The organism is Microbacterium sp. p3-SID336 (genome assembly GCF_025143365.1).
Lineage (GTDB): Bacteria > Actinomycetota > Actinomycetes > Actinomycetales > Microbacteriaceae > Microbacterium.
This window is the reverse complement of sequence record NZ_JALXPE010000019.1, coordinates 38867-63332: the sequence shown is the minus strand read 5'-3', so window position 1 is coordinate 63332 and position 24466 is coordinate 38867. Positions and strand designations below refer to the sequence as shown.

The 24466-nt window shown below is 70.9% G+C and carries 25 protein-coding genes; 15 read left to right on the top strand and 10 right to left on the bottom strand.

Annotated features, from left to right (window positions below; all coding sequences use genetic code 11):
* The 4 genes from M3C17_RS07650 to M3C17_RS07635 form a co-directional block, all read left to right on the top strand.
* Positions 1-706: ABC transporter permease (locus tag M3C17_RS07650; protein WP_259977043.1), on the top strand; the 706-nt coding region annotated here is incomplete at its 5' end.
* Positions 703-1614 (top strand): ABC transporter permease, encoded by a 912-nt coding sequence (locus M3C17_RS07645; protein WP_259977042.1) that lies wholly within the window; start codon positions 703-705, stop codon positions 1612-1614. The genes M3C17_RS07650 and M3C17_RS07645, both read left to right, overlap by 4 nt.
* Entirely contained in the window at positions 1611-2573 is a 963-nt protein-coding gene (locus M3C17_RS07640) for an ABC transporter ATP-binding protein (RefSeq protein WP_259977041.1), read from the top strand. Before M3C17_RS07645 ends, M3C17_RS07640 begins: the two co-directional genes overlap by 4 nt.
* Positions 2570-3409: an ABC transporter ATP-binding protein gene (locus M3C17_RS07635; protein ID WP_259977040.1), complete on the top strand. Its 840-nt coding sequence runs from the start codon at positions 2570-2572 to the stop codon at positions 3407-3409. Before M3C17_RS07640 ends, M3C17_RS07635 begins: the two co-directional genes overlap by 4 nt.
* A gap of 441 nt (positions 3410-3850) precedes the next feature.
* Here the strand turns inward: M3C17_RS07635 and M3C17_RS07630 are convergent, their stop codons facing one another.
* Positions 3851-4555 (bottom strand): hypothetical protein, encoded by a 705-nt coding sequence (locus M3C17_RS07630; RefSeq protein WP_259977039.1) that lies wholly within the window; start codon positions 4553-4555, stop codon positions 3851-3853.
* 225 nt (positions 4556-4780) lie between these two features.
* Between M3C17_RS07630 and rpsF the strand changes: the two genes are divergently transcribed.
* The 5 genes from rpsF to M3C17_RS07605 all read left to right on the top strand — a co-directional run bounded on the left by rpsF (position 4781) and on the right by M3C17_RS07605 (position 7295).
* A complete protein-coding gene (gene rpsF / locus M3C17_RS07625; protein ID WP_021201450.1) occupies positions 4781-5149 on the top strand; it encodes a 30S ribosomal protein S6 in 369 nt (122 codons plus the stop codon).
* A gap of 5 nt (positions 5150-5154) precedes the next feature.
* Complete coding sequence (locus tag M3C17_RS07620; RefSeq protein ID WP_259977038.1) at positions 5155-5658, top strand: single-stranded DNA-binding protein; 504 nt, start codon at positions 5155-5157, stop codon at positions 5656-5658.
* A 57-nt stretch (positions 5659-5715) separates the two neighbouring features.
* The gene (rpsR, locus tag M3C17_RS07615; RefSeq protein WP_017203799.1) at positions 5716-5970 is read left to right on the top strand and encodes a 30S ribosomal protein S18; all 255 of its coding nucleotides are present in this window, start codon (positions 5716-5718) and stop codon (positions 5968-5970) included.
* A gap of 11 nt (positions 5971-5981) precedes the next feature.
* Positions 5982-6434 (top strand): 50S ribosomal protein L9, encoded by a 453-nt coding sequence (rplI, locus tag M3C17_RS07610; RefSeq protein WP_259977036.1) that lies wholly within the window; start codon positions 5982-5984, stop codon positions 6432-6434.
* Positions 6435-6563: 129 nt separating this feature from the next.
* Positions 6564-7295: a GntR family transcriptional regulator gene (locus M3C17_RS07605; RefSeq protein WP_259977035.1), complete on the top strand. Its 732-nt coding sequence runs from the start codon at positions 6564-6566 to the stop codon at positions 7293-7295.
* 56 nt (positions 7296-7351) lie between these two features.
* Here the strand turns inward: M3C17_RS07605 and kynU are convergent, their stop codons facing one another.
* Genes kynU through M3C17_RS07560 form a run of 9 tightly spaced genes read right to left on the bottom strand, consistent with a single transcriptional unit; the run spans position 7352 to position 15786 of the window.
* A complete protein-coding gene (kynU, locus tag M3C17_RS07600; RefSeq protein WP_259977034.1) occupies positions 7352-8626 on the bottom strand; it encodes a kynureninase in 1275 nt (424 codons plus the stop codon).
* Between the two features lie 22 nt (positions 8627-8648).
* A complete protein-coding gene (locus tag M3C17_RS07595) occupies positions 8649-9641 on the bottom strand; it encodes an amidohydrolase family protein (RefSeq protein WP_259977033.1) in 993 nt (330 codons plus the stop codon).
* A 7-nt stretch (positions 9642-9648) separates the two neighbouring features.
* Complete coding sequence (locus M3C17_RS07590; RefSeq protein WP_259977032.1) at positions 9649-10173, bottom strand: 3-hydroxyanthranilate 3,4-dioxygenase; 525 nt, start codon at positions 10171-10173, stop codon at positions 9649-9651.
* Positions 10170-10685: a RidA family protein gene (locus M3C17_RS07585; protein WP_259977030.1), complete on the bottom strand. Its 516-nt coding sequence runs from the start codon at positions 10683-10685 to the stop codon at positions 10170-10172. The genes M3C17_RS07590 and M3C17_RS07585 overlap by 4 nt, the downstream gene beginning before the upstream one ends.
* A complete protein-coding gene (locus M3C17_RS07580) occupies positions 10682-11488 on the bottom strand; it encodes a 2-keto-4-pentenoate hydratase (RefSeq protein WP_259977029.1) in 807 nt (268 codons plus the stop codon). Before M3C17_RS07580 ends, M3C17_RS07585 begins: the two co-directional genes overlap by 4 nt.
* Positions 11485-12519, bottom strand: a complete 1035-nt coding sequence (gene dmpG / locus M3C17_RS07575) for a 4-hydroxy-2-oxovalerate aldolase (RefSeq protein ID WP_259977028.1) — start codon at positions 12517-12519, stop codon at positions 11485-11487. The genes M3C17_RS07580 and dmpG overlap by 4 nt, the downstream gene beginning before the upstream one ends.
* The gene (locus M3C17_RS07570) at positions 12516-13454 is read right to left on the bottom strand and encodes an acetaldehyde dehydrogenase (acetylating) (RefSeq protein ID WP_259977027.1); all 939 of its coding nucleotides are present in this window, start codon (positions 13452-13454) and stop codon (positions 12516-12518) included. The genes dmpG and M3C17_RS07570 overlap by 4 nt, the downstream gene beginning before the upstream one ends.
* On the bottom strand, positions 13451-14281 hold the full coding sequence (locus M3C17_RS07565; protein ID WP_259977026.1) for a 2-keto-4-pentenoate hydratase: 831 nt from the start codon (positions 14279-14281) through the stop codon (positions 13451-13453). The genes M3C17_RS07570 and M3C17_RS07565 overlap by 4 nt, the downstream gene beginning before the upstream one ends.
* Positions 14278-15786: a 2-hydroxymuconic semialdehyde dehydrogenase gene (locus M3C17_RS07560; protein ID WP_259977025.1), complete on the bottom strand. Its 1509-nt coding sequence runs from the start codon at positions 15784-15786 to the stop codon at positions 14278-14280. The genes M3C17_RS07565 and M3C17_RS07560 overlap by 4 nt, the downstream gene beginning before the upstream one ends.
* A gap of 82 nt (positions 15787-15868) precedes the next feature.
* Here M3C17_RS07560 and M3C17_RS07555 point away from each other — a divergent pair, with 82 nt between their 5' ends.
* From M3C17_RS07555 to M3C17_RS07530, 6 genes are all read left to right on the top strand, one after another.
* Positions 15869-16837: a LysR substrate-binding domain-containing protein gene (locus M3C17_RS07555; protein ID WP_259977024.1), complete on the top strand. Its 969-nt coding sequence runs from the start codon at positions 15869-15871 to the stop codon at positions 16835-16837.
* Between the two features lie 123 nt (positions 16838-16960).
* On the top strand, positions 16961-18574 hold the full coding sequence (locus M3C17_RS07550) for an LVIVD repeat-containing protein (protein ID WP_259977023.1): 1614 nt from the start codon (positions 16961-16963) through the stop codon (positions 18572-18574).
* A 99-nt stretch (positions 18575-18673) separates the two neighbouring features.
* A complete protein-coding gene (locus M3C17_RS07545; protein WP_259977022.1) occupies positions 18674-20167 on the top strand; it encodes a DHA2 family efflux MFS transporter permease subunit in 1494 nt (497 codons plus the stop codon).
* Positions 20168-20223: 56 nt separating this feature from the next.
* A complete protein-coding gene (locus M3C17_RS07540; RefSeq protein ID WP_259977020.1) occupies positions 20224-21348 on the top strand; it encodes an ABC transporter ATP-binding protein in 1125 nt (374 codons plus the stop codon).
* Between the two features lie 56 nt (positions 21349-21404).
* Positions 21405-22565: an ABC transporter substrate-binding protein gene (locus tag M3C17_RS07535; RefSeq protein ID WP_259977019.1), complete on the top strand. Its 1161-nt coding sequence runs from the start codon at positions 21405-21407 to the stop codon at positions 22563-22565.
* Positions 22566-22612: 47 nt separating this feature from the next.
* Complete coding sequence (locus M3C17_RS07530; protein WP_259977018.1) at positions 22613-24445, top strand: iron ABC transporter permease; 1833 nt, start codon at positions 22613-22615, stop codon at positions 24443-24445.
* The last annotated feature ends 21 nt before the right edge of the window (positions 24446-24466 follow it).

Below are 24466 nucleotides of genomic sequence, written 5' to 3'. Positions count from 1 at the left end.
CGCCATCGGCGCGATCATCGTGAGCCTCGCGGTGAGCATCGTGCTCGGCACCCTCGCCGCCTACCGCCGCGGCCTCGTCACCGACCAGGTCATCCGCGTCGTCACGCTCGTCGGCCTCAGCGTGCCGACGTTCTGGCTCGCGCTGGTCAGCTTCTACGTGTTCTTCCTGGAGCTGCGCATCGCCCCGGGCTCCGGTCGCATCTCCCCGTCGATCACGCCGCCCCCGCGGGTGACCGGGCTCTACACGATCGACTACCTGCTGAACGGCGACGGCGTGGGCTTCTTCGACGCGCTCGCCCACCTGGCCCTCCCGGTCATGGTGCTCTCGCTCGTCACCATCGGACTGCTCACGCGCTTCATCCGCACGTCCGTGCTCGAGGTGCTCGGCAGCGATTACGTGCGCGCCGCCCGGGCCAAGGGCCTGCCCGCGATGCGCGTGATCCTCGACTACGTGCTGCGCGGGGCCTCGCTGCCCATCCTCACCGTGGTGGGCGTGGCCTTCGGCGCGCTGCTGTCCGGCACCGTGCTCGTCGAGTCGGTGTTCGCGTGGCCGGGCCTCGGCACCTACGCCTACAACTCCGCCGCGAACCTCGACCTCCCCGGCATCATGGGGGTCGGCCTGGTCGTCGGCGTCATCTACCTCCTCATCAACTTCATCGTGGATCTGCTCTACGGCGTGCTCGACCCGAGAGTGAGGATCGCATGAGCCGCATCGACGCCGCCGCGGGCCCGTGGCGCTTCCGGTTCCGCTGGCCCCGCGCCTGGCGCACGCCGCTCGGCATCATCGGCACGGTGATCGCCGCAGCCTGGATCATCGTCGCCTTCACCGCCCAGTGGTGGGTGCCGTACCCGCCGAACGCCCAGGTGCTGCCGCGACTGCAGGAGCCGGGCATCGACACGATCCTCGGCACCGACGGCAACGGCCGCGACATCTTCTCCCGCCTGATGACGGGGGCCACCGTGAGCCTGCCGCTCGCGCTCATGCTCGTGATCGCGGCGATGATCATCGGCACCGTGATCGGTGCGACGGCCGGGTACTTCGGCCGCGCCGTCGACGAGACGCTGATGCGCATCACCGACCTATTCATGGCGTTCCCGACCGTGATCCTCGCGATGGTGATCGCCGCGTCGCTCGGCCCGTCGCTGTTCAACGCCGTGATCGCCGCGATCGTGGTGTCGTGGCCGCAGTACGCCCGCGTGACCCGCAGCATCGTGCTCGGCCTCCGCGGCCAGAACTACGTGATCGCCGGGCGCCTGCTCGGCCACTCGCCGCTGCGCACCCTGTTCGTCGACATCCTCCCGAACATCGCCGGCCCCGTGCTCGTGCTCGCGACCCTCGACATCGGCGCCGCGATCCTGCTGCTCTCCGGCCTCTCCTTCCTCGGACTCGGGGCGCAGCCGCCCACGGCCGAGTGGGGGTCGATGATCTCCGGCGCGATGCAGAACTTCGACGCGTGGTGGCTGGGCGTGTTCCCCGGCCTCGCGATCCTCACGGTCGTGCTGGCGTTCAACTTCCTCGGCGACGCGATGCGCGACGTGCTCGACCCGACCGCCGAGGTCACGCACGAGAAGGAAGCCGAGCACAAGGCCTCCGCGACGGGGGTGCCCGCATGACCGCGTCGGCCCTGAGCATCCGCGACCTGACGATCGACATCGGACGCCCGCTCGTGCAGGGGGTGTCGCTCGAACTCGAACCCGGGCGCATCCACGGCCTCGCCGGCGAGTCCGGCTCCGGCAAGACCCTGACCTCGCTCGCGGTGCTCGGGCTGCTGCCGCGGCAGGCGCGCACGGGCGGCTCCATCACGCTCGCGGGCGAGGAGCTGCTCGGCCTCAAGCGCCGTGGGCTCAACCGCATCCGCGGAAAGCGCATCGCCATGGTGTTCCAGGACCCGTCGGCGTCGCTGCACCCGCAGCTCCCGGTCGGCCGCCAGCTCACCGACCACATGCGGGTGCACCTCGGACTCAAGGGCGCGGCGGCGCGTGAGCGCGCGGTCGAGCTGCTGACGACGGTGCAGGTGCCGAACCCGGCCGAGGCGCTGAAGCGGTATCCGCACCAGTTCTCCGGCGGGCAGCGGCAGCGCATCGCGATCGCCTGCGCCCTCGCGTGCGACCCCGAGGTGCTGCTGGCGGACGAGCCCACCACGGCGCTCGACGTGACCGTCCAGGCGGGCATCCTGCAGCTGCTGCGCGACCTCGCCACGGAGCGGAACCTCGCCGTGCTGCTGGTGACGCATGACCTCGGCGTGATGAGCGCGATCGCCGACACGGTCGCGGTCATGAAGGACGGACGGATCGTGGAGCTCGCCGATCGCGCGACCCTGTTCCGCGACCCGCAGCACGAGTACACGCGCATGCTGCTCGCGGCCCTCCCCGGCTCGCGCATCGAGGCGCCCGCTGGGGTGGACCCCGTGGGTGGCGTGGACCCGGTGGGTGGCGTGGACCCGGTGGCTGGCGCGGCGCCGGTGGGTGGCGTGGACCTGGTGGGTGGCGCGGCGCCGGTGGGTGGCGTGGACCCGGTGGGTGGCGTGGACCGGGTTGATGCCGAGGACCCCGATCGAGGAGGACGCCGATGAGTGAGGTCAGCGTCCTCGACGCGCGGGACGTGGTCGTGCGCTACCCCGGCAACCCGCCCGTGATCGCTGTGAACGGCGTCTCCCTCAGCGTGGCCGCAGGGGAGACCGTGGCGCTGGTCGGCGAGTCCGGCAGCGGCAAGTCCAGCCTCGCGCGCGCCGTCGTCGGCATCGAGAAGACCGCAGCGGGCACGGTCGAGTTCCGCGGGGCGCCCGTGGCCCCGCTGGGCATCCGCCGTCGCGCGACCGCCCTGACCGGCATCCAGATGGTGTTCCAGGACCCGTCGACCTCGCTGAACCCGCGCCGTCGGGTCGGCGACCAGATCTCCGACGGCATCGCGACCGCCCGTGCGCGCGGTGCCGCCGGCTCCACCGTGGAGGAGTGGCTGGAGCGGGTGGGGCTGCCCGCGAGTGTGCGCACCCGCTTCCCGCACCAGTTCTCGGGTGGGCAGAAGCAGCGCATCGCCATCGCCAGGGCGCTCGCGGCACGGCCGTCGCTGCTCGTGGCGGACGAGCCGATCTCAGCGCTCGACGCCTCCACGCAGACCAGTGTGGCCGGGCTGATGCGCGACCTCGTCGCCGAGTCGGGTGCGGGCATGCTGTTCATCTCGCACGACCTCGCGGTGGTGCGGCGCATCGCCGACCGCACGTTCGTGATGTTCGGAGGGCGGGTGCTGGAGTCGGGTCCGACCGACCGGCTCTGGGCCGCGCCGCAGCACCCGTACACGCAGGCGCTGCTGGCAGCGATCCCGGAACCCGACGGCATGGGCCGCATCCCCGCAGCACCCTCGGCGGACGACCGCGCCGTGTGGGCCGAGGTCCCGCCCGTCGCCTACTGACCCCCCGCAGCCGCCGTGACCTGCCGTCGCCGCGACCTGCCGTCGCCGCGACCTGCCGCCGCCGCCGCGACCCGCCGCCGGTGAAGGAGTTCTCGCGAATGGAAGGAGCGGTTCGCCGCAGCCCTCCTTCGTTCCGTGCGAACTCCTTCGTTCCGTGCGGGAGTGGCCCGGGGTGGCGGGTATGCCTGGGGTGAAGGAGTTCTCGCGAATGGAAGGAGCGGTTCGCCGCAGCCCTCCTTCGGTCCGTGTGAACTCCTTCGGTCCGTGTGGGAGTGGCCCGGGGTGGCGGGTGTGCCGCCGGTGAAGGAGTTCTCGCGAATGGAAGGAGCGGTTCGCCGCAGCCCTCCTTCGGTCCGTGCGAACTCCTTCGTTCCGTGTGGAGTGGCCCGGAGACGACGACGGGCCGGAGCAGAAGCCCCGGCCCGTCGTGTCAGCCCTGGATCAGACCGGGGCGACGATGTCCTGCTTCACGTCCCACTCGGTGATCTCCATCGTGATCTCGAGCGACTGACCCTCGACCGAGGCGGAGCTGGTGGAGGCGAGGTTGACGTAGTCCTCCGTCACCTCGAACACCACGTCGACCGGCGTGCCCGCCTGCTCGACCGTGCCCGAGACCAGGAACACCTTCTGGCCGAGGCGCTCGCCGGTACCGGTCACGGCGAACTCGCCCGTGATCGCCTTGGCCGTGGTGGCCGGGTCGATCGCGGTCACATCGGCGGCGGTCGTGCTGAGCCCCGCGATGATCGGGTCGCTGGACGCCGGGTCGGCGGGCTGCCAGTCGCTCGACGGCGACTTGACCCAGATGTCGTCGCCGATCGCGACGATCGAGCCCATGGGCGACACGGTCTCGATGGCCTTCTCCGACGGGTTGAAGCGCGTGGTGGACTCCATGCCCATCACGGAGGTCTTCGCGGCGTAGCCGTCGACATCGGTCATGGCCTCGGCGATGCAGGCGCCGAGAGCCGAGCCGTCGACGGTCGCGCCGTCGGTCAGCTCAGGGCAGTCCGTCGTCGGCGCCTCGGCCTCCTGCGACGAAGCCGCGCTCGGCTTCGCATCGGCCGGCTTGTCCGATCCGCCGGCCGAGCACCCGGTGAGCACGACGGCGGCGGCGAGCAGCACGCCGACACCCCACTTGTTGACGCGCATGGCGCCCCCCTCCAGTCACATGCCCGGTGACTCTCACCGGGCACGCCCTCCAGCATGCCAAGGCCGATGCCGATCGGCGGGAGGCGGCACGCAGGATTCTCCGCTAGACTGTCGAGGTTGTCTGCCTTCCGGCACCCACTCGGGTTCCATGGGCGGGCACGTGCACACACCCTCCTGCTCCCGGGAAAGCCCCGAGAGCCGTTCTAGTCCGAAGGAGGTGGGTAAGTGACGCACCAGTACGAACTCATGGTCATTCTGACCCCCGAGATCGACGAGCGCCAGGTCGCACCTACGCTCGACAAGTTCCTGAAGGTCATCACCAACGATGGTGGCTCTATCGAGAACGTCGACATCTGGGGCAAACGCCGTCTGGCCTACGAGATCCAGAAGAAGACCGAGGGCATCTACGCCGTCGTCAACTTCACCGCGACCAGCGCCGCGACGCAGGAGCTCGACCGTCAGCTCAAGCTGAACGAGCAGATCATGCGCACCAAGGTGCTCCGCGCCGAAGAGGCTCAGGCGATGATCGCGTCCGAGGCCAAGCGCTCCGAAGAGAAGGCTGCCCGCAAGGCCGCCAAGGCTGCGAAGGCTTAAGCCCCATGGCCGGCGAAACCGTCATCACCGTGGTGGGCAACCTCACGGCCGACCCCGAGCTGCGCTACACGCAGAACGGGCTGCCGGTGGCGAACTTCACCATCGCATCGACGCCCCGCAACTTCGACCGTGCCGCGAACGAGTGGAAGGACGGCGAAGCGCTGTTCCTCCGCGCGTCGGTGTGGCGCGAGTTCGCGGAGCACGTGGCGGGCTCGCTGACCAAGGGCATGCGCGTCATCGCGCAGGGCCGTCTGCGTCAGCGCTCCTACCAGGACCGCGAGGGCAACCAGCGCACCGCGATCGAGCTGGAGGTCGACGAGATCGGCCCGTCGCTCCGGTACGCGACCGCGCAGGTGACCCGTGCGGCCTCGAGCGGTGGCGGCGGCGGCGGACAGTCCCGTCCGCAGCAGCAGCAGGTGTCCGAGGAGCCGTGGTCCACTCCCGGCTCGTCGACCAGCGCCGACGCCTGGAGCACTCCGGGCAGCTTCGGCGACGACACCCCGTTCTGATCAACTTCTGGATCCGGTCCCTGCGACCGGCATCCGCTCATCACTAAGGAAGAACCAATGGCTGGAAAGTCGAGCGGCGACCGCCGCAAGCCGCGGAAGGGCGCGAAGAACGCCGCCCCCGCGAAGTCCATCCGGGTCGGCGTCATCGATTACAAGGATGTCGCCACCCTCCGCAAGTTCGTCTCGGAGCGCGGCAAGATCCGCGCCCGTCGCATCACCGGTGTGTCGGTGCAGGAGCAGCGTCTGATCGCCACCGCGATCAAGAACGCGCGCGAGATGGCGCTCCTGCCCTACGCTGGCGCCGGCCGGTAAGGGGTACTGAGATGGCAAAGCTGATTCTCACGAACGAGGTCGCCGGGCTGGGTAGCGCCGGTGACGTGGTCGAGGTCAAGAACGGGTACGCCCGCAACTACCTCATCCCGCAGGGCTTCGCGACCGCGTGGACGCGCGGTGGCGAGAAGCAGGTCGCGTCGATCCAGGCTGCACGCCAGGCTCGCGCGATCCACGACCGCGACGAGGCCGTGGCCCTGAAGAACACCCTCGAGGGCACCAAGGTGCGCCTCACGGTCAAGGCCGGCAAGGAAGGCCGTCTGTTCGGCTCGGTCAAGACCGCCGATGTCGCCGACGCCGTGGCGGCTGCCGGCCTGGGCGCGATCGACAAGCGCAAGGTGCACATCTCCTCGCCGATCAAGGCGACGGGTGAGCACGAGGCGACCGTGCGTCTGCACGACGACGTCACCGCCGTCATCACGCTGCAGGTCGTCGCCGCCAAGTAAGGCACGAACTGCGAACGCCCCCTGTCTTTCGGGACAGGGGGCGTTCGACGTTCTCAGGACGTCGGGACGCGCCGTGATTTTGGATCCAGAATGCGAAGATCGCGCGGTTCTTCCGATAATCTCTCACCCATGGTGACCTCAGGAAATGCGCCCGCATCGGCCAAGGATCGGGCCGATGCGCTGCAGAAGCTCGCGCAGCGTCATGGCGCCGGATACCGCTCCGTCGGAGCCATGGCCTACGACATCATCCGTGACGCGATCCTGGACGGCACCCTTCCGCCCGGCATGAAACTGCGTCAGGAGACCCTCGCGGAATCCATCGGCATCTCCCGCCTGCCCATCCGGTCCGCGCTCATCCAGCTCGAAGCCGACGGCCTCGTCGTGTTCCACGCCCGCCGCGGCGCGATGGTGCGCGCGCTCTCCACCGAGGAGGCGCGCGAGGTCTACCACCTCCGCATGCTGCTGGAGAAGGAGGCGCTGCGGCTGGCCATGGCCGAGATCACGCCCGAGCGGCTGGAGCAGCTGCGGGCTCTCGCCAAGACCGCCGACGACATCTCCGAGGGCGGGGAGTTCGTCGAGGCGCGCACCGAGTTCTACGCCACCCTGTACGACGCGCAGGCGCGGCCGCTGCTGTGGGAGATGATCGAGCAGCTCCGCCTCAAGCTCGGCCGGTACGTGCTCGGCTGGCGGCTCGGACCAGCGGGCGCGCACGACCACTCGCACACCGAGCTCGTCGACGTGGTCGCCGCGGGCGACGTGAAGAAGGCTCTCGGCGTGCTGGAGGCCCACCTCACGCAGGTGCGCGACGGCGTGATCGCCCTGCTCGACGACTCCGCGGCGGAGAGCGCGGACAACGCCTGAGCCGCGTCGGCGCGGGGACGCATCCGGGCGCGGACAACGCCTGACTCACCCGTGGGTCAGGTGACGGTGCCGCGGCGGGCGAACCGGGGTTCGCGCCACACCTCGGTCTCCAGCACGTCGTGGAGCACGTCCACCGCATCCCACACGTCCGTGTACGAGGTGTACAGCGGGGTGAAGCCGAAGCGGATCAGGTCGGGCGCGCGGAAGTCGCCGATGACGCCGCGTTCGATCAGCGCCTGCATCACGGCGTAGCCGTCTTCGTGCCGCAGCGACACCTGGCTCCCGCGGCGCGCGGACTCCCGCGGCGTGACGGTCGGCAGGCCCCACCGCGGCGCGAGGCGCGTGTCGACGAGGGACAGGAACAGCTCCGTCAGCCGCAGGCTCTTCTCCCGGACGAGCTCCAGATCGACCTCGTCCCAGATGTCCAGGCTCGCCTCCAGTCCCGCGACCGACAGCAGCTGCGGCGTGCCCACGCGGAAGCGCTCGATGCCGGGCGCCGGGGCGTAGTCCACCGTGAAGTCGAACGGACGGGCATGGCCGTGCCATCCGGTGAGCGCCGGGCGGGCGGCCGCGTGGTGCCGCTCGGCCGCGAACACGAACGACGGCGAGCCGGGGCCCCCGTTGAGGTACTTGTACGTGCAGCCCACCGCGAAGTCGGCCCCCGCGCCGTTCAGGTCGATCGGCAGCGCCCCCGCGCTGTGGCACAGGTCCCACACGACCAGGGCGCCGGCGGCCTGCACCCGGCGGGTGACCTCGGCGAGGTCGTGCAGCCGCCCGGTGCGGTAGTCGACCTGGGTGAGCACGACCACGGCGACATGGTCGTCGAGCACGTCGTCGAGCGTGGGACCGTCGTCCGAGATCAGGCGCCGCTCCAGGGGTTCGCCCCCGCCCAGCAGCTCCTGCACGGCCTCCAGCATGTACAGGTCGGTGGGGAAGTTGCCGCGCTCGGCGACGATGACCCGCCGGCCGGGGCGCATCCGCACGGCAGCGACGACCGCCTGGAACAGGCTCGCCGAGGTGGAGTCGCCGAGCACGACCTCACCGGGCGCCGCACCGATCAGCGGGGCGATGCGGTCGCCGATGGTCTGCGGCTTCGCGAACCACCCGGCGTCGTTCCAGCTGCGGATGAGACCGACACCCCACTCCTCCGTGATCACCCGCTGCACGTGCGCGGCGGTGTGGCGGGGGAGGGCGCCCAGCGAGTTGCCGTCGAGGTAGACCACGCCCTCCGGCAGCACGAACCGCGCGCGGAACGGGGCCAGCGGGTCGGTGTCGTCGAGGGCCTCGCACGTGGCTCGGTCGAGGACGGGGCGGGAGGACGTGAGGCTCATGGGGGTCTTTCGGGTCGGAGGGTCAGCGGCCGAGGAACCGCAGGGCGTTGCCGCGGAGGATGGCGCTCTTCTGCGCCGCGTCGAGGAAGTCGGAGCGATGCACGACGCCGCCCACGGGCCGCTCGCCCAGCGGGTACGGGTAGTCGCTGCCCACCATCACCTGGGAGGCGCCGAGCGTGTCGACCAGGAGCCGCAGTGCCGCGGGGTCGAACACGACGCTGTCGACGCTGAAACGGTCGAGGTAGGCGGACGGCGGCTGCGCGCTCACGCCGATCACGTCGGGCCGCTGTCGCCACGCATTCTCGAACCGGCCGAGCCAGAACGCGAACGAGCCGCCGCCGTGCGCGAACGCGAGCCGGAGGGTGGGCGGCACCCGGTCGAACACGCCGCCCAGGATCAGCGCGATGATCGACAGATGGGTCTCCGCGGGCATGCCTGTGAGCCACCGGGCCATCCAGCGGTCGAGCCGCGGGGAGCCGGCCATGTCCCACGGGTGCACGAAGACGGGGATCCCGCGGTCGGCGCAGTGCTGCAGGAACGTGACGATCCCGGCGTCGTCGAGGTCGCGGTCGCCCACGTGGTTGCCGATCTCCACGCCGGCATGGCCGGACGCGATCGCGCGGTCGGCCTCGACGCACGCGGCGTCCGGGTCCTGCAGCGGCACCTGCGCGAACGGGATGAGCCGGTCGGGCGCGGGCGCGCAGATCTCCAGGGCGAGGTCGTTGAAGATGCGCGCGACCCTGACCGCCTCGTCTCCGCTCTTGTCATAGGAGAAGAACAGCGGCGTCGGGGAGACGACCTGCATCTCGACGCCGTCCGCGTCCATGTCGGCCAGGCGCACCGCGGCGTCCCAGCAGTCGTCGCCGATGCGACGGAACTCGGACTCGCCGAGCATGATCATCGCCTCGCGCTCGGAGTCCACGCGCAGGGTCGGCCAGAGCCCCGGCCCGACCTGCGTGGACAGGTCGGGCCAGGCGCTCGGCACGAAGTGCGTATGGACGTCGATCGTGCCCAATGCCGCGTCAGCCCTTGCCGGGATGGACGGCGCCGCACGCGGGGCAGGTGCGCCCCTCTTCGCTCTCGTAGAACTCGCGGAACACGGGCGGGAGGTCCTCCACGATGTCGCGCACCTGCAGCTCGACCTCGTGCACCTTCGTGTTGCAGTTCGGGCAGAACCAGGCGAACTTCTCGAGCGTGCCCTCCTCGCGGATGCGCTCGATCACGATGCCGATCGACCCCTCCTCGGGGCGCTGCGGGGAGTGGAACACGTTGCCGGGCAGCAGCCACATCTCGCCCTCGCGGATGTCGATGCGCTGCAGGCCCTCCGGCGTCTGGATGTTCACGTGCATGTTGCCGCGGTACTGGTAGAACCACTCCTCGTACGGGTCGAAGTGGAAGTCCGTGCGCTGGTTGGGACCGCCGACGACCTGCACGATGAAGTCGCCCATCGGCGTCCACGCGGCCTTGTTGTTGACCGGCGGCTTCAGGAGGTGCTCGTTCTCCTTGATCCATGCGGCGAAATCGATGACGGGTGGGATGGTGCTCATTTCTCCTCCTCGAGAGTGGCAGCGGTGGTGCGGTCGGTGGTCTGCGGGCGTCGCGCGATCGCCTGGATCTCGATGCGCAGGTGCGGGTGGGGGAGGGCGTGCACCGCGACGGTCGTGCGGGCCGGGCCCTGCTCGTCGAAGTACTCGGCCCACACGGCGTTGTACGGTGCGAAGTCGTTCATGTCGACGAGGAACGCGGTGGCCTGCACGAGGTCCTCCAGCCCGCAGCCGGCGGCTGCGAGCACGCCGCGGATGTTCTCGATCACCGCACGGGTCTGCACCGCGATGTCGAGCCGCGTGGCGCCGAGCGCATCGACCTCGGCGCCGGCGATCGTGTTGTCCGGACGGCGGCTGGACGTGCCGGAGACGAATACGAGATCCCCGGAGACCCGGGCGTGCGGGAAGCGGCCGCGCGGCGTGGCCCGTCCCTCGGCGAGGATGCCGCGGGAGTCGCGCTCGTCCGCGGGGCCGGTCGTGCCTGCGGGGTCGGTCGTGCGAGGGGAGTCGGTCATGATGCTGCCTCTCCGGCGCCGGGGGCGGTGCCGTCGTCGGTACGGAGGATGGCGCGCCCGAGCCTGGCGACGGCGGCGTCGACCACGCCGCGACCGGGCAGCGGGAGTGCGGCGGTGGCCGCTCCCGCGAGCAGCACGGTGCCGGCGCGCAGGGTGAAGCCATGGCGTGCGGCCAGGCGCGCCGCGGCGCCGATGGCTCTGCCCGGGTCGCCGAGGATGGCGGCCGTGGAGCCGGTGGCCACCGTCCTGCCGTCGATCTCCAGCCGGACGGCCCTGTTGTCGAGGGCGCCCGCCCGGTTGAGCGGGGTCCAGGGGCCGATCGCATAGGCCGCGGCCGAGGCGTTGTCGGCGATCACGTCGGCCAGGCTGAAGCGGAAGTCGCGGTACCGCGAGTCGATGATCTCCAGCGCCGGGGCGACTGCGGCGACGAGCGACGACAGGGGTCGATCCCCCGCGGTGCCGTCGACGTCGGCGGCCAGGAGATACGCGACCTCGGGCTCGACGCGCGGGTGGATGGCGGAGCGGCGGTCGAACACGGCGCCGTCGTCGAGGCGCATGGCATCCGTCAGCGTGCCGAGGATCACGTCGTGCACACCCATCTGCTGCGCCTTCGCCCTGCTCGTGAAGCCCAGCTTGACCCCCGCGACGCGTTCGCCGCGGGCGAGCCTCCGGGCGATCAGCGCGTGCTGCGTGGCATAGGCCGTGTCCAGACCGACCGCGTCGGCGGCGGACAGCTGGCTGATGGGGGCGGCGGTGCGCTGCGCGGTGTCGAGGGCGGCGGCGAACACCGCGTCCACGCTCATGCGCGCACCCCGCTCGCGGCCTCGGCGGCGAGATCGAGCGCGACGTCCACGATCATGTCCTCCTGCCCGCCGACCATGCGGCGGCGCCCGAGTTCGACGAGGATGGCGCGGGCGTCGAGGCCGTGCCGTGCCGCGGCCCGCTCGGCGTGCAGCAGGAAGCTGGAGTACACGCCCGCATAGCCGAGCGCGAGGGTCTCCCTGTCGACCCGCACCGGGCGACGCTGCAACGGCCGCACCAGCTCCTCGGCCGCATCCTGCAGGGCGAACAGGTCGCAGCCGTGCTCCCATCCGAGCAGGTCGGCCACGGCGATGAACGCCTCGAGGGGACAGTTGCCCGCACCGGCGCCCTGCCCCGCGAGCGAGGCGTCCACGCGACGGACGCCGTGCTCCACCGCGGTGATGCTGTTGGCCACGCTGAGCGACAGGTTCTCGTGCGCGTGGATGCCGATCTCGGTGTCCGGGTCGAGCACGTCGCGGTAGGCGTCGACGCGCGCCGCGACGTCCCCCATGGTGAGGCGTCCGCCGGAGTCGGTCACGTAGACGCAGTGCGCCCCCGCGTCCTCCATGATCTTCGCCTGCTCCGCGAGCCCGCGCGGGTCGTTGAGGTGGCTCATCATGAGGAACCCGGAGACGTCCATGCCGTGCTCGCGGGCCCAGCCGATGTGCTGCACGGCCACGTCGGCCTCGGTGCAGTGCGTGGCCACGCGCACGCTCGCGACGCCGAGGTCCCGAGCGCGGGCGAGGTCGTCGATCGTCCCGATGCCGGGCAGGATGAGCGTGGTCAGCACGGCGCGGTCGAGCACTTGGGCGGCGGCCTCGATCCAGTCCCCGTCGGTGTGGGCTCCCTGCCCGTACGCGACGCTGGACCCGCCGAGGCCGTCGCCGTGCGCGACCTCGATCGCGTCGACGCCGGCGGCTTCCAGGGCCCGCGCGATGTCGCGCACCTGATCGATCGTGTAGCCGTGGCCGATCGCGTGCATGCCGTCGCGGAGGGTGACGTCCTGCACATAGACGCGGGGGGTGGCGGTCATGCGGGGACCCCTGTCCGTTCGGCGACGAGGCGCTCGGCGGTGCGCAGGGCGGCCGAGGTCATGATGTCGAGATTGCCCGCGTACTCGGGAAGATAGTGCCCCGCCCCGGCGACCTCCAGCAGCACGGTGACCCTGGTGCCGCGGAACGGACGGTTCAGCGCAGGGACGAAGGGCTCGTCCACCGCGTCGAACTGCACCTCCTGCTTGAGGCGATAGCCGCCCACGTACTCCTGCACGGCCGCGACCATGTCGGCCACCGAGGTGCGGACGGCGTCGCGGTCGAGCGCGTCGGGGTCGCCTTCCACCAGGCAGAACACGGTGTCGCGCATGATCAGCGGGGGATCGGCGGGGTTCAGCACGATGATGGCCTTGCCGCGCTCCGCGCCGCCGATGACCTCGATGGCCCTGGCCGTGGTCTGCGTGAACTCGTCGATGTTGGCCCTGGTGCCGGGGCCGGCGGACTTCGAGGCGATCGACGCCACGATCTCGGCGTACGCGACCGGGGCCACGCGCGAGACCGCGGCCACCATCGGCACGGTCGCCTGGCCGCCGCACGTGACCATGTTCACGTTGGTGGCGTCGAGATGCGCTCCCAGATTCACGACCGGCACCACGTAGGGGCCGATCGCCGCGGGGGTGAGGTCGACCATGAGCCGCCTGGCGTTGCGCACCAGGGCGTCGTTGCGGGCGTGCGCGCCGGCCGAGGTCGCGTCGAACACGAGCTCGACGTCGGCGAACTCCGGCATCGCGATGAGCCCGTCGATGCCCTCGTGCGTGGTCGCGACGCCCAGGCGCCTGGCGCGGGCGAGCCCGTCCGAGTGCTCGTCGATGCCGGCCATCGCGACCGGATGCAGCGTCTTCGACAGTCGGATGACCTTGATCAGCAGATCGGTGCCGATGTTGCCCGACCCGATGATGGCGATGCCCGTGCTCATGCGGCCGCTCCTTCCGTGGAGGTGTCCGAGGCGGTGCGGCGGAAGTCGGCCCGCACCTCGCCGAGTGCGTCGAGCCGGGCGCGGTACACGCCGGCGGTCGCGTCGACCATGGGGCCGAGCGCGCCGGACAGGATCACCTCTCCCGCCCGCAGCGGCTGTCCGCGTCGCGCCACCTCGCGCGCGAGCCAGGCCACCGCGATCACGGGACTGCCGAGGCACGCGGCGCCACTGCCCGTGGACACGGGGGTCGCGTCGCGCTCCAGGCTCATGCCCAGTTCGGTGAGGTCGAACCCGTCGAGGCGTCGCGGGGTGGTGCCGAGCACGACCGCGCCGCTGGAGGCGTTGTCGGCGACGGTGTCCGCGATCGTGATGTCCCATCCGGCGACCCGGGAGTCCACGACCTCGATCGCCGCGAGCACGAACTCGGTGGCCCGCAGCACGTCCGCCACGGTGGCGGTCGGCAGGTCCAGGTCACGCCCGAGCACGAACGCGACCTCGGCCTCGACGCGGGGCTGCAGGAAGCGGCCGAGGTCGAGCGGCTCCCGGTCGGCCACGATCATGTCGTCCAGCAGCACGCCGTAGTCGGGGGTGTCCACGCCGAGCTGCGCCTGCACGACCGACGAGGTGAGCCCGATCTTGCGGCCGACCACGCGCCGACCCTCGTCGAGGCGCCGGGCGATGCCGAGCGACTGCACCGCGTACGCGGCATCCTGGTCGCTGTCGCCGATCAGGTCGCGCACGGGGGCGCACGGACGGCCGGATGCCGCGGCCGCGCGCAGCCGCTCGTCGGCGGCGCGGACGGCCTCGGTCGCGGTCGTCCCGGTCACAGCTGCACGCAGACGTTCGTCGGCTCGGTGTAGAACTCGAGCGAGTGATGGCCGCCCTCGCGGCCGATGCCGGAGAGCCCGACACCGCCGAAGGGGCTGCGCAGGTCGCGCAGGTACCAGGTGTTGACCCACGACATGCCGACCCGCATCTGCTGGGCGACGCGGTGTCCGCGGGTCAGGTCGGTGGTCCAGGTGACGGCGGCGAGCCCGTAGTCGGTGTCGTTCGCCAGCCGGATCGCCTCCTCTTCGGTGTCGAACGGGATGAGGGCGGCGACCGGGCCGAACACCTCTTCGCGCACCGTGCGGTGACTGTTGTCGAGGCCGGTCCACAGGGTGGGCTCGATCCAGGAGCCGCCGTCGAGGCCGTCGCCGAGGGTGGGGATGCCGCCGCCCGCGAGCACGGTGGCGCCCTCGGCGACCGCGAGGTCGAGGTAGGACTGCACCTTCTGCCGATGGGCCTGCGAGATGAGGGGGCCGGTGGTCGTGGCGGGATCCTCCGGGCGGCCGAGGCGCAGGCGGGCGGCGTGCTCCGCGAGCCCCGCGGCCACGTCGTCGAACACGGAGCGCTCGACGTAGATGCGCTCGGTGCACAGGCAGACCTGGCCCGTGTTGAGGTAGGTGCTGCGCGCGAGCCCGGCGACCGCGGCGTCGAGGTCGGCGTCCGCGAAGACCACGGCGGCGTTCTTGCCCCCGAGCTCGAACGACACGGGTCGCACGCGCGGGGCGACCGCGCGCATGATCGCGGAGCCGGTCGACGACTCGCCCGTGAAGGTCACCCCGTCGATGCCGGGGTGGCGGGTCAGGGCCTCGCCGGCGGAGTCGGCGCCGAAGCCGTGGACCACGTTCACCACGCCCGCGGGAACCCCGGCTTCCGCGAGGATCTCGGCGAGCAGCGTGGCCGAGGACGGGGTCTCCTCGGAGGGCTTGATGACGACCGTATTGCCGGTCGCGAGAGCCGGCGCGAGCTTCCAGGTGAGCAGGAGCAGCGGCAGGTTCCACGGCACGATCACGGCGACGACCCCGAGCGGCTTGCGCACGGCGTAGTTGAGGGCGCGGCGCCCGTCGGGCAGCTCGGTGAGGAAGGAGTCGAGGCCGGTCGCGGACACGGTGTCGGCGAAGGAGCGGAAGTTCGCGGCAGCCCTGGCCACGTCGAGGTCGCGGGCGAGGGATTCCGGCTTGCCGGTGTCGCCCACCTCCGCGGCCACGAGCTCGTCGGCGCGGCGGTCGATGGCGTCGGCGACGCCGCGCAGCAGGCGGGCGCGCTCGGCGACGGTCATGCGACCCCAGGGTCCGTCGAACGCCGCGCGGGCCGCGGCCACCGCGCGGTCGACCTGCTCGGCGCCGGCCTCGTGCACCTCGGCGATCACGGTGCCGTCGACGGGGTCGATCTTGGTGAAGAGGCCGACGCCCTCGACGCGCTCGCCGGCGATCATGTTGTGGATCGCGCGGGGTGCGCGCCCCGGCTCGGCGGCACGGAGCGGAGGCGTCATCGTCTCGGAAGGCATGGGCTCAGGCTAGGAAGCCGGAGGGATGCCGACAAATACTCTCTTGATGCACTGCCATGCCCGCACGGCTATAGTCCCGGTCATGGCCACCGATCGCCTGCTCGACGGCCGGGTCAAGATCCGGCACCTCGTCCTCGTCACCGCCATCGCCGACGAGGGCACCCTCGTGCGCGCTGCCGAGTCGCTGCACATCACCCAGCCCGTGGTGACCCGCGGCCTGCGCGAGGTGGAGGAGGTGCTGGGGGTGCCGCTATTCGAGCGACTGCCCCGGGGCGTGCGACCGACGCCGTACGGGCACTCCTTCATCGAGCGCGCCCGGTCGGTCCTCGCCGAGCTGCGCGCCGCGGGCGAGGAGGTGCGACTGCTGCAGTCCGGACAGCTCGGCACCGTCACGGTCGGCACGCACCTCGCCGGGTCGAACCTGCTGCTGCCCCGGGCGATCGCCGGGCTCAAGGCCGAGCACCCGCGCCTCACCGTGGTGGTGCGCGAGGGCACGCCGGACACGCTGCAGCAGCTGCTGCTCGCCGGCGACCTCGACCTCACCGTGGGCCGGCTCTCGCCGACGGTGCCCGTGCGGCTCGAACAGGAGCGGCTGCACCAGGAGCCCATCCGGCTGGTGGCTCGCGCGGGCCATCCCGTGCTCGGCGGGGCGAAGGCGAACTCGCTGGCCGAGCTGCTGTCGTATCCCTGGATCTTCCCGGTCGCGCAGACCGCACTGCGCGCCGAGCTGGAGGCCGTGTTCTTCCACGAGGGGCTGCCGCTGCCGCCCGACCGGGTGGAGTGCACGTCGATGCTGACGCTGCGCACTCTGCTCATCTCGACGGACGTGATCGCGGCGCTGCCGATGTTCATCGCGGTGGACGACAGGGAGCTGCGGATCCTCCCCACGCCGCTCAGCTCGATCCGCCGCTCGGTCGGGGTGACGCTGCCCAAGGATCGGGCGCCCTCGCCTGCCGCGACCGCCCTGCTGGGGCATCTGCGGGAGGAGGGCGCGCGGCTCGCGGCGCTGGAGAGCGAGTACATGGCGAAGGAGCCGCGGCCCGTGGGTTGATATGCCCGCACGGTCATAGCTCTGACCCGTATGGATATTGGACAGCATCGCTCGACCGGGTGAATCTGAGGGGGACGACACGACGTCGTGACGATCCCACCCGATTCAGCCAATGGAGGCGACATGGCCGGCTCTCCCTACGTGCCCGATGCGAAGAAGTACCGCCCGGAGGATTTCCAGCGCGTCGAGGGTGAGCCGTCCGACCCCGACCCCTCCACGTGGGGCATGCAGCCCGACGGCACGTTCCTGCCGCCCGCGCACACCCCCTCCGTGCCGCGCGACGTGTTCGTCGACTGGCCCGGCCAGCTCGACTACCGCGACCCGGAGACCTACACGCTGAACGCGAAGGCCGAGGCGTTCTACCCGATCGTGGTGAACACCAGTCACTCGTGGCAGTGCATCTACGACTGGGACGGTCGGCGCCTCATGCTGCACTACGGTGGCGGCAACCACTGGAAGCTCTACGACATCACCGACCCGCGCGACCTCACGATCGTCGACGAGGAGCAGTGGGGGTGGGACGACCCGCGCCCGCAGTTCGGGGCGACGACCGTGCAGTGGAACGCGAAGCTCGGGATGCACATCGCGATCCAGGCGAGCGAGACCCCGCGGTACTTCCTCAAGGGCCGCGTGGCGAACAAGTGGATCGACGACACGGTCGAGGGCCAGCTGAAGGAGTGGGAGGGCCTGCGCGGCTTCCGCACCTGGCGGATGGACGGACCGAGCCCGCGCGACTGGACGCTGCTCACCGAGGTGTCGACCGACCCGAACCACGGGCCGGACGAGATCCAGGAGGGCAACGGCGTGCTCGACCTGCCCGTCTACTACGGCGACCGGTACCTCTTCGTGGCGACCGCGCCCGACAACACCTTCACCAACCAGCCGTACAAGACCACGTTGTGGGCCGCCGGCCATGCCGCCTACGACGTGAGCGACCCGGAGAACCCCGAGCTGCTGTCGACCTGGTGGGTGCCCGGCTCCCGCGCCGGGGAGGAGGCCGACTCCGAGTACCTCGCGGGCAACGACCGCTGGAACAACAAGACCAGCTGGTTCGGCTCGCGCATGGGCGTCTTCCTGCCGCGCTCCGTCGAGTCCGGCTATCGGTACGCCTATGCGGCGCAGGGCGGACAGGGCTTCTTCGTGCTCGACGTCTCCGACCCCGCGAACATCCACCACGTGGGCTGGTGCCCGCTGCCCACGAGCGTCGCCGGCACCGAGGGCGACAACGTCGACACCACGCAGGTCGAGGAGACCGGCTACGTGTACGTCTCGGGCTACCCGATGAACACCGACTGCTACGAGCCCGCGAAGGAGATCTACCAGATCGACGTGAGCGACCCGACGCAGCCCCGAGTCGTGCGCACCCTCCCGCGCCCGACGCCGCCCGCCGAGGCCGCCTTCACCGACTGGGCGCAGCGCCGCGGCTCGTTCGGCCCCAAGCGCTCCGGCTACTTCACGAACACCGGCACCCCGCACGGCGGCGTGATCCCCTACGCGTTCTACGCGGCGGGGCTGCAGATCTTCGACGTGCGCGACCCCGAGGAGCCGAAGGTGGGCGCGTACTTCGTGCCGCCGATGGGGCTGAAGGACGACGACGACCTGGCCGCTCCCGTGCACGGCATCTTCGTCGAGTGGGACCGCAACCTCATCTGGCTGTTCGCCAACCACGGCATCTACGCCGTGTCCACACCGCTGCTGGGCGAGCCCGTCATCGGGATCCCCTCCACCGACGGCTGACACCGGCCCCCGGAACTCCGGCGTCCGTCCTGCACTCGGGGGCTTGCAGGACGGACACCGGATCACCCCCCCCGCGACGCTCACACCCGAAAGCAGCTCATGACGCAGACAGTCCGGCCGTGGCCCGCCCTGTGGGCCCTGTGCATCGGCTTCTTCATGATCCTCGTGGACACGACGATCGTGGCCATCGCCAACCCGGTGATCCTCGCGGCGTTCGACGCCGACCTCACGACGGTCATCTGGGTCACCAGCGCCTACCTCCTGGCGTACGCGGTGCCGCTGCTGGTCACGGGCCGCCTCGGCGACCGGTTCGGCCCCAAGCGCGTGTATCTCGCGGGCCTGGTGCTGTTCACGCTGGCCTCGCTCGCGTGCGGCCTGGCCGGCAGCATCGAGATGCTCATCGCTGCGAGGGCGGTGCAGGGCTTCGGCGCCGCGCTGATGACCCCGCAGACCATGGCGATCATCGCCCGGGTGTTCCCTCCCCGCGGACGCGGGCAGGCGATGGGCGCCTGGGGTGCCGTGGGCGGTCTCGCGACGCTCGTCGGGCCGATCCTCGGCGGCGTGCTCACCGACACCGTCGGGTGGGAGTGGATCTTCTTCGTGAACGTGCCGGTCGGCATCGCGGCGTTCGTCGTCGCCTGGCGGCTGGTGCCGGACCTGGAGGGGCACCCGCACCGGTTCGACCTGCTGGGCGTGATCCTCTCCGGCGGCGGGCTCTTCCTCCTCGTCTTCGGGCTGCAGGAGGGCGAGGTGTACGACTGGGGCGTGATCGCCGGACCCGTCACGGTGTGGGGGCTGATCGCCGCGGGGGTCGTCCTGCTCGTGCTGTTCGTGCTCTGGCAGCGCTTCAACCGCGCCGAGCCGCTCATGCCGCTGCCCCTGTTCCGCGACCGCAACTTCTCCGTCGCGAACGCCACGATCTTCCTGGTGGGAGTCGGCATCACCGCGATGCCCGTGCCGCTCGCCTTCTACTTCCAGGTCGCGCGCGGCCTCGATCCGACGCTCGCGGCGCTCATGCTCGCGCCGATGGCGGTCGTCTCCGGTGTGCTCGGACCGTTCGTCGGCAGGCTCAGCGACCGGGTCGGACCGCGCTGGGTGACGTTCGCAGCGTTCGTGATCTCGGCGGTCGCGATGGTCTGGTACGCCGCGACCATGACGCTGGAGGCGCCGTTCTGGCTGCTGCTGCTGCCGTCCGCGCTGCTCGGCGTCGGGGTGTCCGGCATGTTCGGCCCGCTGGCGTCGACCGCCACGCGCAACCTCCCGCACACCCAGGCGGGCGCGGGGTCCGGTGTCTACTCCACGACGAGGCAGATGGGCTCGGTGATCGGCTCGGCGCTGCTGGCCGTGCTGATGAACGTGACCCTGGCCGCGCAGATCCGCGGGTTCGTGCCCGGCGCGATCCACCCGGGCAGCGTGCTGTCCGACGAGGACGGAGCGGGACTGGCGCGCGCGATGTCGCAGTCGCTGCTGCTGTCGGCCGTGGCCTTCGGGGTGTGCGCTCTGGTGGTGCTGTTCTTCGTGAAGCCGCGGCCCTGGGGCGCACCGGCCGCTCCGCCGCAGCCAGTGGCGGCGACGACGAGAGAGGGACGATGATGGCAGCGACAATTATGGATCCAGAATCCAGAACAGACTCTCAGGAGAGGGCAGTGATGACCGCGGACTCCGGAGGCGGACGACTCGTCGTCGACGGCCTGAAGAAGGACTACGAGCTCGACGGCGCGGCCGTCCCCGTGGTCAAGGACGTCACGTTCACCATCGAGCCCGGGATGTTCTACTCCCTCCTCGGTCCGTCCGGCTGCGGCAAGACCACCACGCTGCGCTGCGTGGCCGGACTCGAACGCAGCAACGGCGGCCTCATCTCCCTCGACGGCGGCGTGCTCTCCACCGGCACCCAGCACGTGTCGCCCGACAAGCGCGACATCGGCATGGTGTTCCAGAACTACGCCATCTGGCCGCACATGACGGTCTTCGCCAACGCCGTCTTCCCGCTCCAGGTGTCCGGCTCCCGCCTGCCCAAGCAGGAGGCGAAGAAGCGCGCGATGGAGGCGCTCGAGCTCGTGCAGCTCGACCACCTCGCGCAGCGCCCCGCCACCGCGCTCTCCGGCGGCCAGCAGCAGCGGCTCGCACTCGCCAGGGCCCTCGCGCACCGCCCGCGCCTGCTGCTGCTCGACGAGCCGCTGTCGAACCTCGACGCCAAGCTGCGCGACACCATGCGCAACGAGCTGCGGAGCCTGCAGCGCTCGCTCGGCATCAGCGCGCTGTACGTCACGCACGACCAGTCCGAGGCCCTGTCGATGTCCGACCGCGTGGCCGTGATGAACGGCGGCCGGATCGTGCAGGAGGCGGCGCCCCGCGAGCTGTACGACCAGCCGGCCGACCGTTTCGTCGCCGACTTCGTGGGTCGCGTGAACATGGTCCCCGCGGTGGTCGTCGAGCGCGACGGCGCGGGAGACGCGGTGGTCGAGGCCCTGGGCACGCGGCTCGTCACGCCGGTGCCGGACGGTGTCGCCGCGGGGGACGAGGTCACGCTGACGTTCCGCCCGGAGACCGTGCGCTGGCACGAGACCGCCGTCGACCGCGCCAACGTGCTGCCCGTGCGCATCACCCGCGTGGAGTTCCTCGGCGAGATCGTCGAGTACGACGCCGAGGTGCTCGCGGGCGGCGAGGTCGTCGGCACGATCGTCGGCCGCGGCGCGCCGCTGCAGACACCCCCCGAGGGCGGCAGGGTCTTCCTCGAACTGGTCCCGCACGCCTGCCGCGTGCTGGCCGCATGACGCACACCCGCACCACACCCGAATCACGCACTGATGTCAGAGAGGACATCCAGAACATGAAGAGAACACTGGGAGCCGTCGCCGGAGCGGCGGTCGTCGCCCTCGCCCTGAGCGGATGCGGCACGCAGGCCGAAGCCGGCGACGGGGAGAGCACGCTGAAGGGCGACGCCGCCTCCGCCGTCTGCGACGCCGTCGACGTGGGTGCCATCACCCGCTGCGAGAACTTTTACGACGACTACTGGCCCGAGATCGACACGCAGCTCGACGCCCTCTACGAGCAGGCGAAGAAGGAGGACGGCGGCACCCTCGTCATCTGGGACTGGTACGAGCTGTCGCCCGACGTGATCGCCCAGTTCAACGAGCGCTTCCCCGACATCACCGTCGAGACCAGGGGCCTGACCTACAACCTGTCCTCGGCGATCATCTCCGCCAAGGCCACCGGCTCGCGCAACACCGACGTGGTCTCCGGCTCCATCACCTCGATGGCCGCGATGTACGACGAGGGCTTCTGGGAGAAGGTCGACTGGGCGAGCTTCGGCGTGCCGGAGGAGTACCTCACGATCGGCGCCCCCGAGCTCATGCCCGACAGCATCAACGGGTCGCTCCTGCAGTACAACACCGACAAGGTCGCCGCGGTGCCGGAGACCCTCGACGGCCTGCTCGCCCCCGAGTACGAGGGCAAGGTCTCGGTCGCCGGCTACAACGCCGTGGTCTTCGCCGGCTACGGCATGGCCGAAGGCGAGGACGCGATGCTCTCCCTGATCGACGAGCTGCTCTCCTCCGGCACCATGAAGCTGCTGGAGGACCAGGGCGCACCCCTGTCGAGCGGCGACGTGCCCGTGGCGCTCAACCAGACCCTGTTCAACCCGAACCCCTCGCTCCAGGTGGCGCCGTTCGAGCACTCCGGCGTGTGGGCGCAGTTCTCCGGCGTGAACTCCGACGCGAAGAACAAGCCGGGCGCGGCGCTGTGGACCCTGTGGAACGCGTTCGACCCGGACTGGATCACACTGCGCATGACGGATGAGCGGTTCGCCAGCACGCAGGTGCCCTTCGCGGGACTGCCCGCCGCGACCTTCGCCGAGGCGACGGGGCTGATGAAGACCAACGCGGACGCGCTGCTCCTCGGCCTGGACAGCGGTGCCGAGACCGAGACGCAGGACACCCGTGACGACTGGCAGGCGATGATCAACGCCGCCGACAAGGCACTGAACGGATAGTGATGTTCCAGGCAGGACGGACCCCGGGGCGTCGGCGCCCCACATCGATGACGATCGCCATGGTCGTCTCCGGGGCAGTCATCTTCATCCTTCTCGCGGTGCCGCTGATCGTGCAGGTGATCACCGCGTTCCGAGGTCCGTTCCTGCCGTTCGGCGTCTCCTCGGCGCAGTGGGGCGTCGAGAACTTCGTCACCCTGTGGCAGCTGCGCGAGGACTTCTGGGGCGTGCTCGGCGCCACCGGCGCGTTCGTCGGCGGCTCGACCCTGCTCACGCTGCTGATGGCGTTCTGCCTCGCCTGGATCACGGTCCGCACGGATGCGCCGTGGCGGCGGCTGATCTCCGTCCTCGTGATCGTGCCGTACATCATCCCGCCGATCGTGAAGGCGCAGGCGTACCTGCTGATGCTGTCGCCCGAGTCGGGCGTGCTGAACCAGCTGCTGCGACTGCTGCCGTTCGCGAGCGACGTCCCGATCGACCCGTACGCGTTCCCGACGATGATCTTCATCCAGGCGCTCACCAACGTGACCTTCCCGTACCTGATGATCGTGCCGATCCTCACCAACATGGACGGCTCGCTGGAGGAGTCCGCGCGCGTCTCCGGGGCCTCCTGGCCGCAGACCCTGCGCCGGGTCACGTTGCCGATGCTGTGGCCCGGGCTGCTCGGGGTGACCGTGCTGACGTTCATCCTGGGGCTCGGCAGCCTGGAGGTGCCGCTGCTGTTCGGGCAGGAGTCGGGGCGCAGCATCTTCGCCCTCAAGCTGTGGACGCTCATCAGCTCGAACGCGGGGGAGCTCCCGCAGTACGGCCTCGCCGCCGCGTGGGGCCTGGTGTTCCTCGTGATCACGACCATCGCGTTCGCCATCTACCTCCGTGCCACGCGCAACGCCGAGCGCCGCGCGTCGGTCTCGGGCAAGGGCTTCCGTCCGTCGACCATGCGCATGGGCCCGTGGAAGATCCCGGTCATGGTGCTGGTGGCGGTGTTCGTGCTGCTCACGGGCGTCCTGCCGCTGCTGGCGCTGCTGTGGGCCGCGATCACGCCGTACCCGGTGGCGTTCTCGCTCGACGCCATGCTGAACCGCACCGACTTCGGGGCGTTCGGGGTGGTGCTCGCCGACTCCGAGTTCTGGGTGTCGCTCGGGCGCACCGTGCTCATCGCGGGCGGCAGCGCCACGATCGCGGTGGTGTTCGCGACCGTGCTCGCCTACGGGATCGCGCGCAGCAGGAAGACCGGGTGGGTGAAGGCGCTCGACCTGTTCGCGTCGTCGTCCGTCGCGATCCCCGCGACCATCGCCGGGTTCGCGATGTTCCTCACGTTCATGGTCATCAACCCCTACATCCCGCTGGCCGGGACGCTGCTGGCGCTCGTGATCGCGTACTCCTACCGGGTCTCGATCGCCTACCGCTCGTCGTACAGCGCGACGCTGCAGATCCGGCCGGAGCTGGAGGAGGCGGCGCTCACGAGCGGGGCGAGCCGGTTCCAGGGCTTCCGGCGCATCATCGCGCCGCTGCTGATGCCGACCGTGATGGCCGTGTGGATCCAGATGTTCATCCTCGGCACGAACGAGTTCACGCTGCCGGCGTTCCTGGCGACGCCTTCGTCCCGGCCGCTGTCGATGTACATCTACGCCATGATCAACCCGCGCTCGGCGCAGCTGTACGCCCCGGATCAGGGCGCCGCGATGGCGCTGATCTTCACGCTCATGGTGTTCGCGATCGGCTACGGCCTGCAGTGGGCGCTGTCCCGCCGGGCGATCGGCCGCACGCGCAAGCCGGTCGCCGCAGGGGTTCCCACTCTGGCCGCGGTGCCTCTGGACGGCGGGGAGGAATCCGCGACGACCACGCTCGCGGTGCAGCGGCGCCGGGCTCGTGTGAAGAGCTGAGCGCGGGCCGCTCGACAGGGC

Bases quoted from the DNA above. Each gene is read 5' to 3' on its own strand.
- M3C17_RS07645 (WP_259977042.1), top strand. From the start codon at position 703: ATGAGCCGCATCGACGCCGCCGCGGGCCCGTGGCGCTTCCGGTTCCGC.
- M3C17_RS07640 (WP_259977041.1), top strand. From the start codon at position 1,611: ATGACCGCGTCGGCCCTGAGCATCCGCGACCTGACGATCGACATCGGA.
- M3C17_RS07635 (WP_259977040.1), top strand. From the start codon at position 2,570: ATGAGTGAGGTCAGCGTCCTCGACGCGCGGGACGTGGTCGTGCGCTAC.
- M3C17_RS07630 (WP_259977039.1), bottom strand. From the start codon at position 4,555: ATGCGCGTCAACAAGTGGGGTGTCGGCGTGCTGCTCGCCGCCGCCGTC.
- M3C17_RS07620 (WP_259977038.1), top strand. From the start codon at position 5,155: ATGGCCGGCGAAACCGTCATCACCGTGGTGGGCAACCTCACGGCCGAC.
- rpsR (WP_017203799.1), top strand. From the start codon at position 5,716: ATGGCTGGAAAGTCGAGCGGCGACCGCCGCAAGCCGCGGAAGGGCGCG.
- rplI (WP_259977036.1), top strand. From the start codon at position 5,982: ATGGCAAAGCTGATTCTCACGAACGAGGTCGCCGGGCTGGGTAGCGCC.
- M3C17_RS07605 (WP_259977035.1), top strand. From the start codon at position 6,564: ATGGTGACCTCAGGAAATGCGCCCGCATCGGCCAAGGATCGGGCCGAT.
- kynU (WP_259977034.1), bottom strand. From the start codon at position 8,626: ATGAGCCTCACGTCCTCCCGCCCCGTCCTCGACCGAGCCACGTGCGAG.
- M3C17_RS07590 (WP_259977032.1), bottom strand. From the start codon at position 10,173: ATGAGCACCATCCCACCCGTCATCGATTTCGCCGCATGGATCAAGGAG.
- M3C17_RS07585 (WP_259977030.1), bottom strand. From the start codon at position 10,685: ATGACCGACTCCCCTCGCACGACCGACCCCGCAGGCACGACCGGCCCC.
- M3C17_RS07580 (WP_259977029.1), bottom strand. From the start codon at position 11,488: ATGAGCGTGGACGCGGTGTTCGCCGCCGCCCTCGACACCGCGCAGCGC.
- dmpG (WP_259977028.1), bottom strand. From the start codon at position 12,519: ATGACCGCCACCCCCCGCGTCTATGTGCAGGACGTCACCCTCCGCGAC.
- M3C17_RS07570 (WP_259977027.1), bottom strand. From the start codon at position 13,454: ATGAGCACGGGCATCGCCATCATCGGGTCGGGCAACATCGGCACCGAT.
- M3C17_RS07560 (WP_259977025.1), bottom strand. From the start codon at position 15,786: ATGCCTTCCGAGACGATGACGCCTCCGCTCCGTGCCGCCGAGCCGGGG.
- M3C17_RS07555 (WP_259977024.1), top strand. From the start codon at position 15,869: ATGGCCACCGATCGCCTGCTCGACGGCCGGGTCAAGATCCGGCACCTC.
- M3C17_RS07550 (WP_259977023.1), top strand. From the start codon at position 16,961: ATGGCCGGCTCTCCCTACGTGCCCGATGCGAAGAAGTACCGCCCGGAG.
- M3C17_RS07545 (WP_259977022.1), top strand. From the start codon at position 18,674: ATGACGCAGACAGTCCGGCCGTGGCCCGCCCTGTGGGCCCTGTGCATC.
- M3C17_RS07540 (WP_259977020.1), top strand. From the start codon at position 20,224: ATGACCGCGGACTCCGGAGGCGGACGACTCGTCGTCGACGGCCTGAAG.
- M3C17_RS07535 (WP_259977019.1), top strand. From the start codon at position 21,405: ATGAAGAGAACACTGGGAGCCGTCGCCGGAGCGGCGGTCGTCGCCCTC.
- M3C17_RS07530 (WP_259977018.1), top strand. From the start codon at position 22,613: ATGACGATCGCCATGGTCGTCTCCGGGGCAGTCATCTTCATCCTTCTC.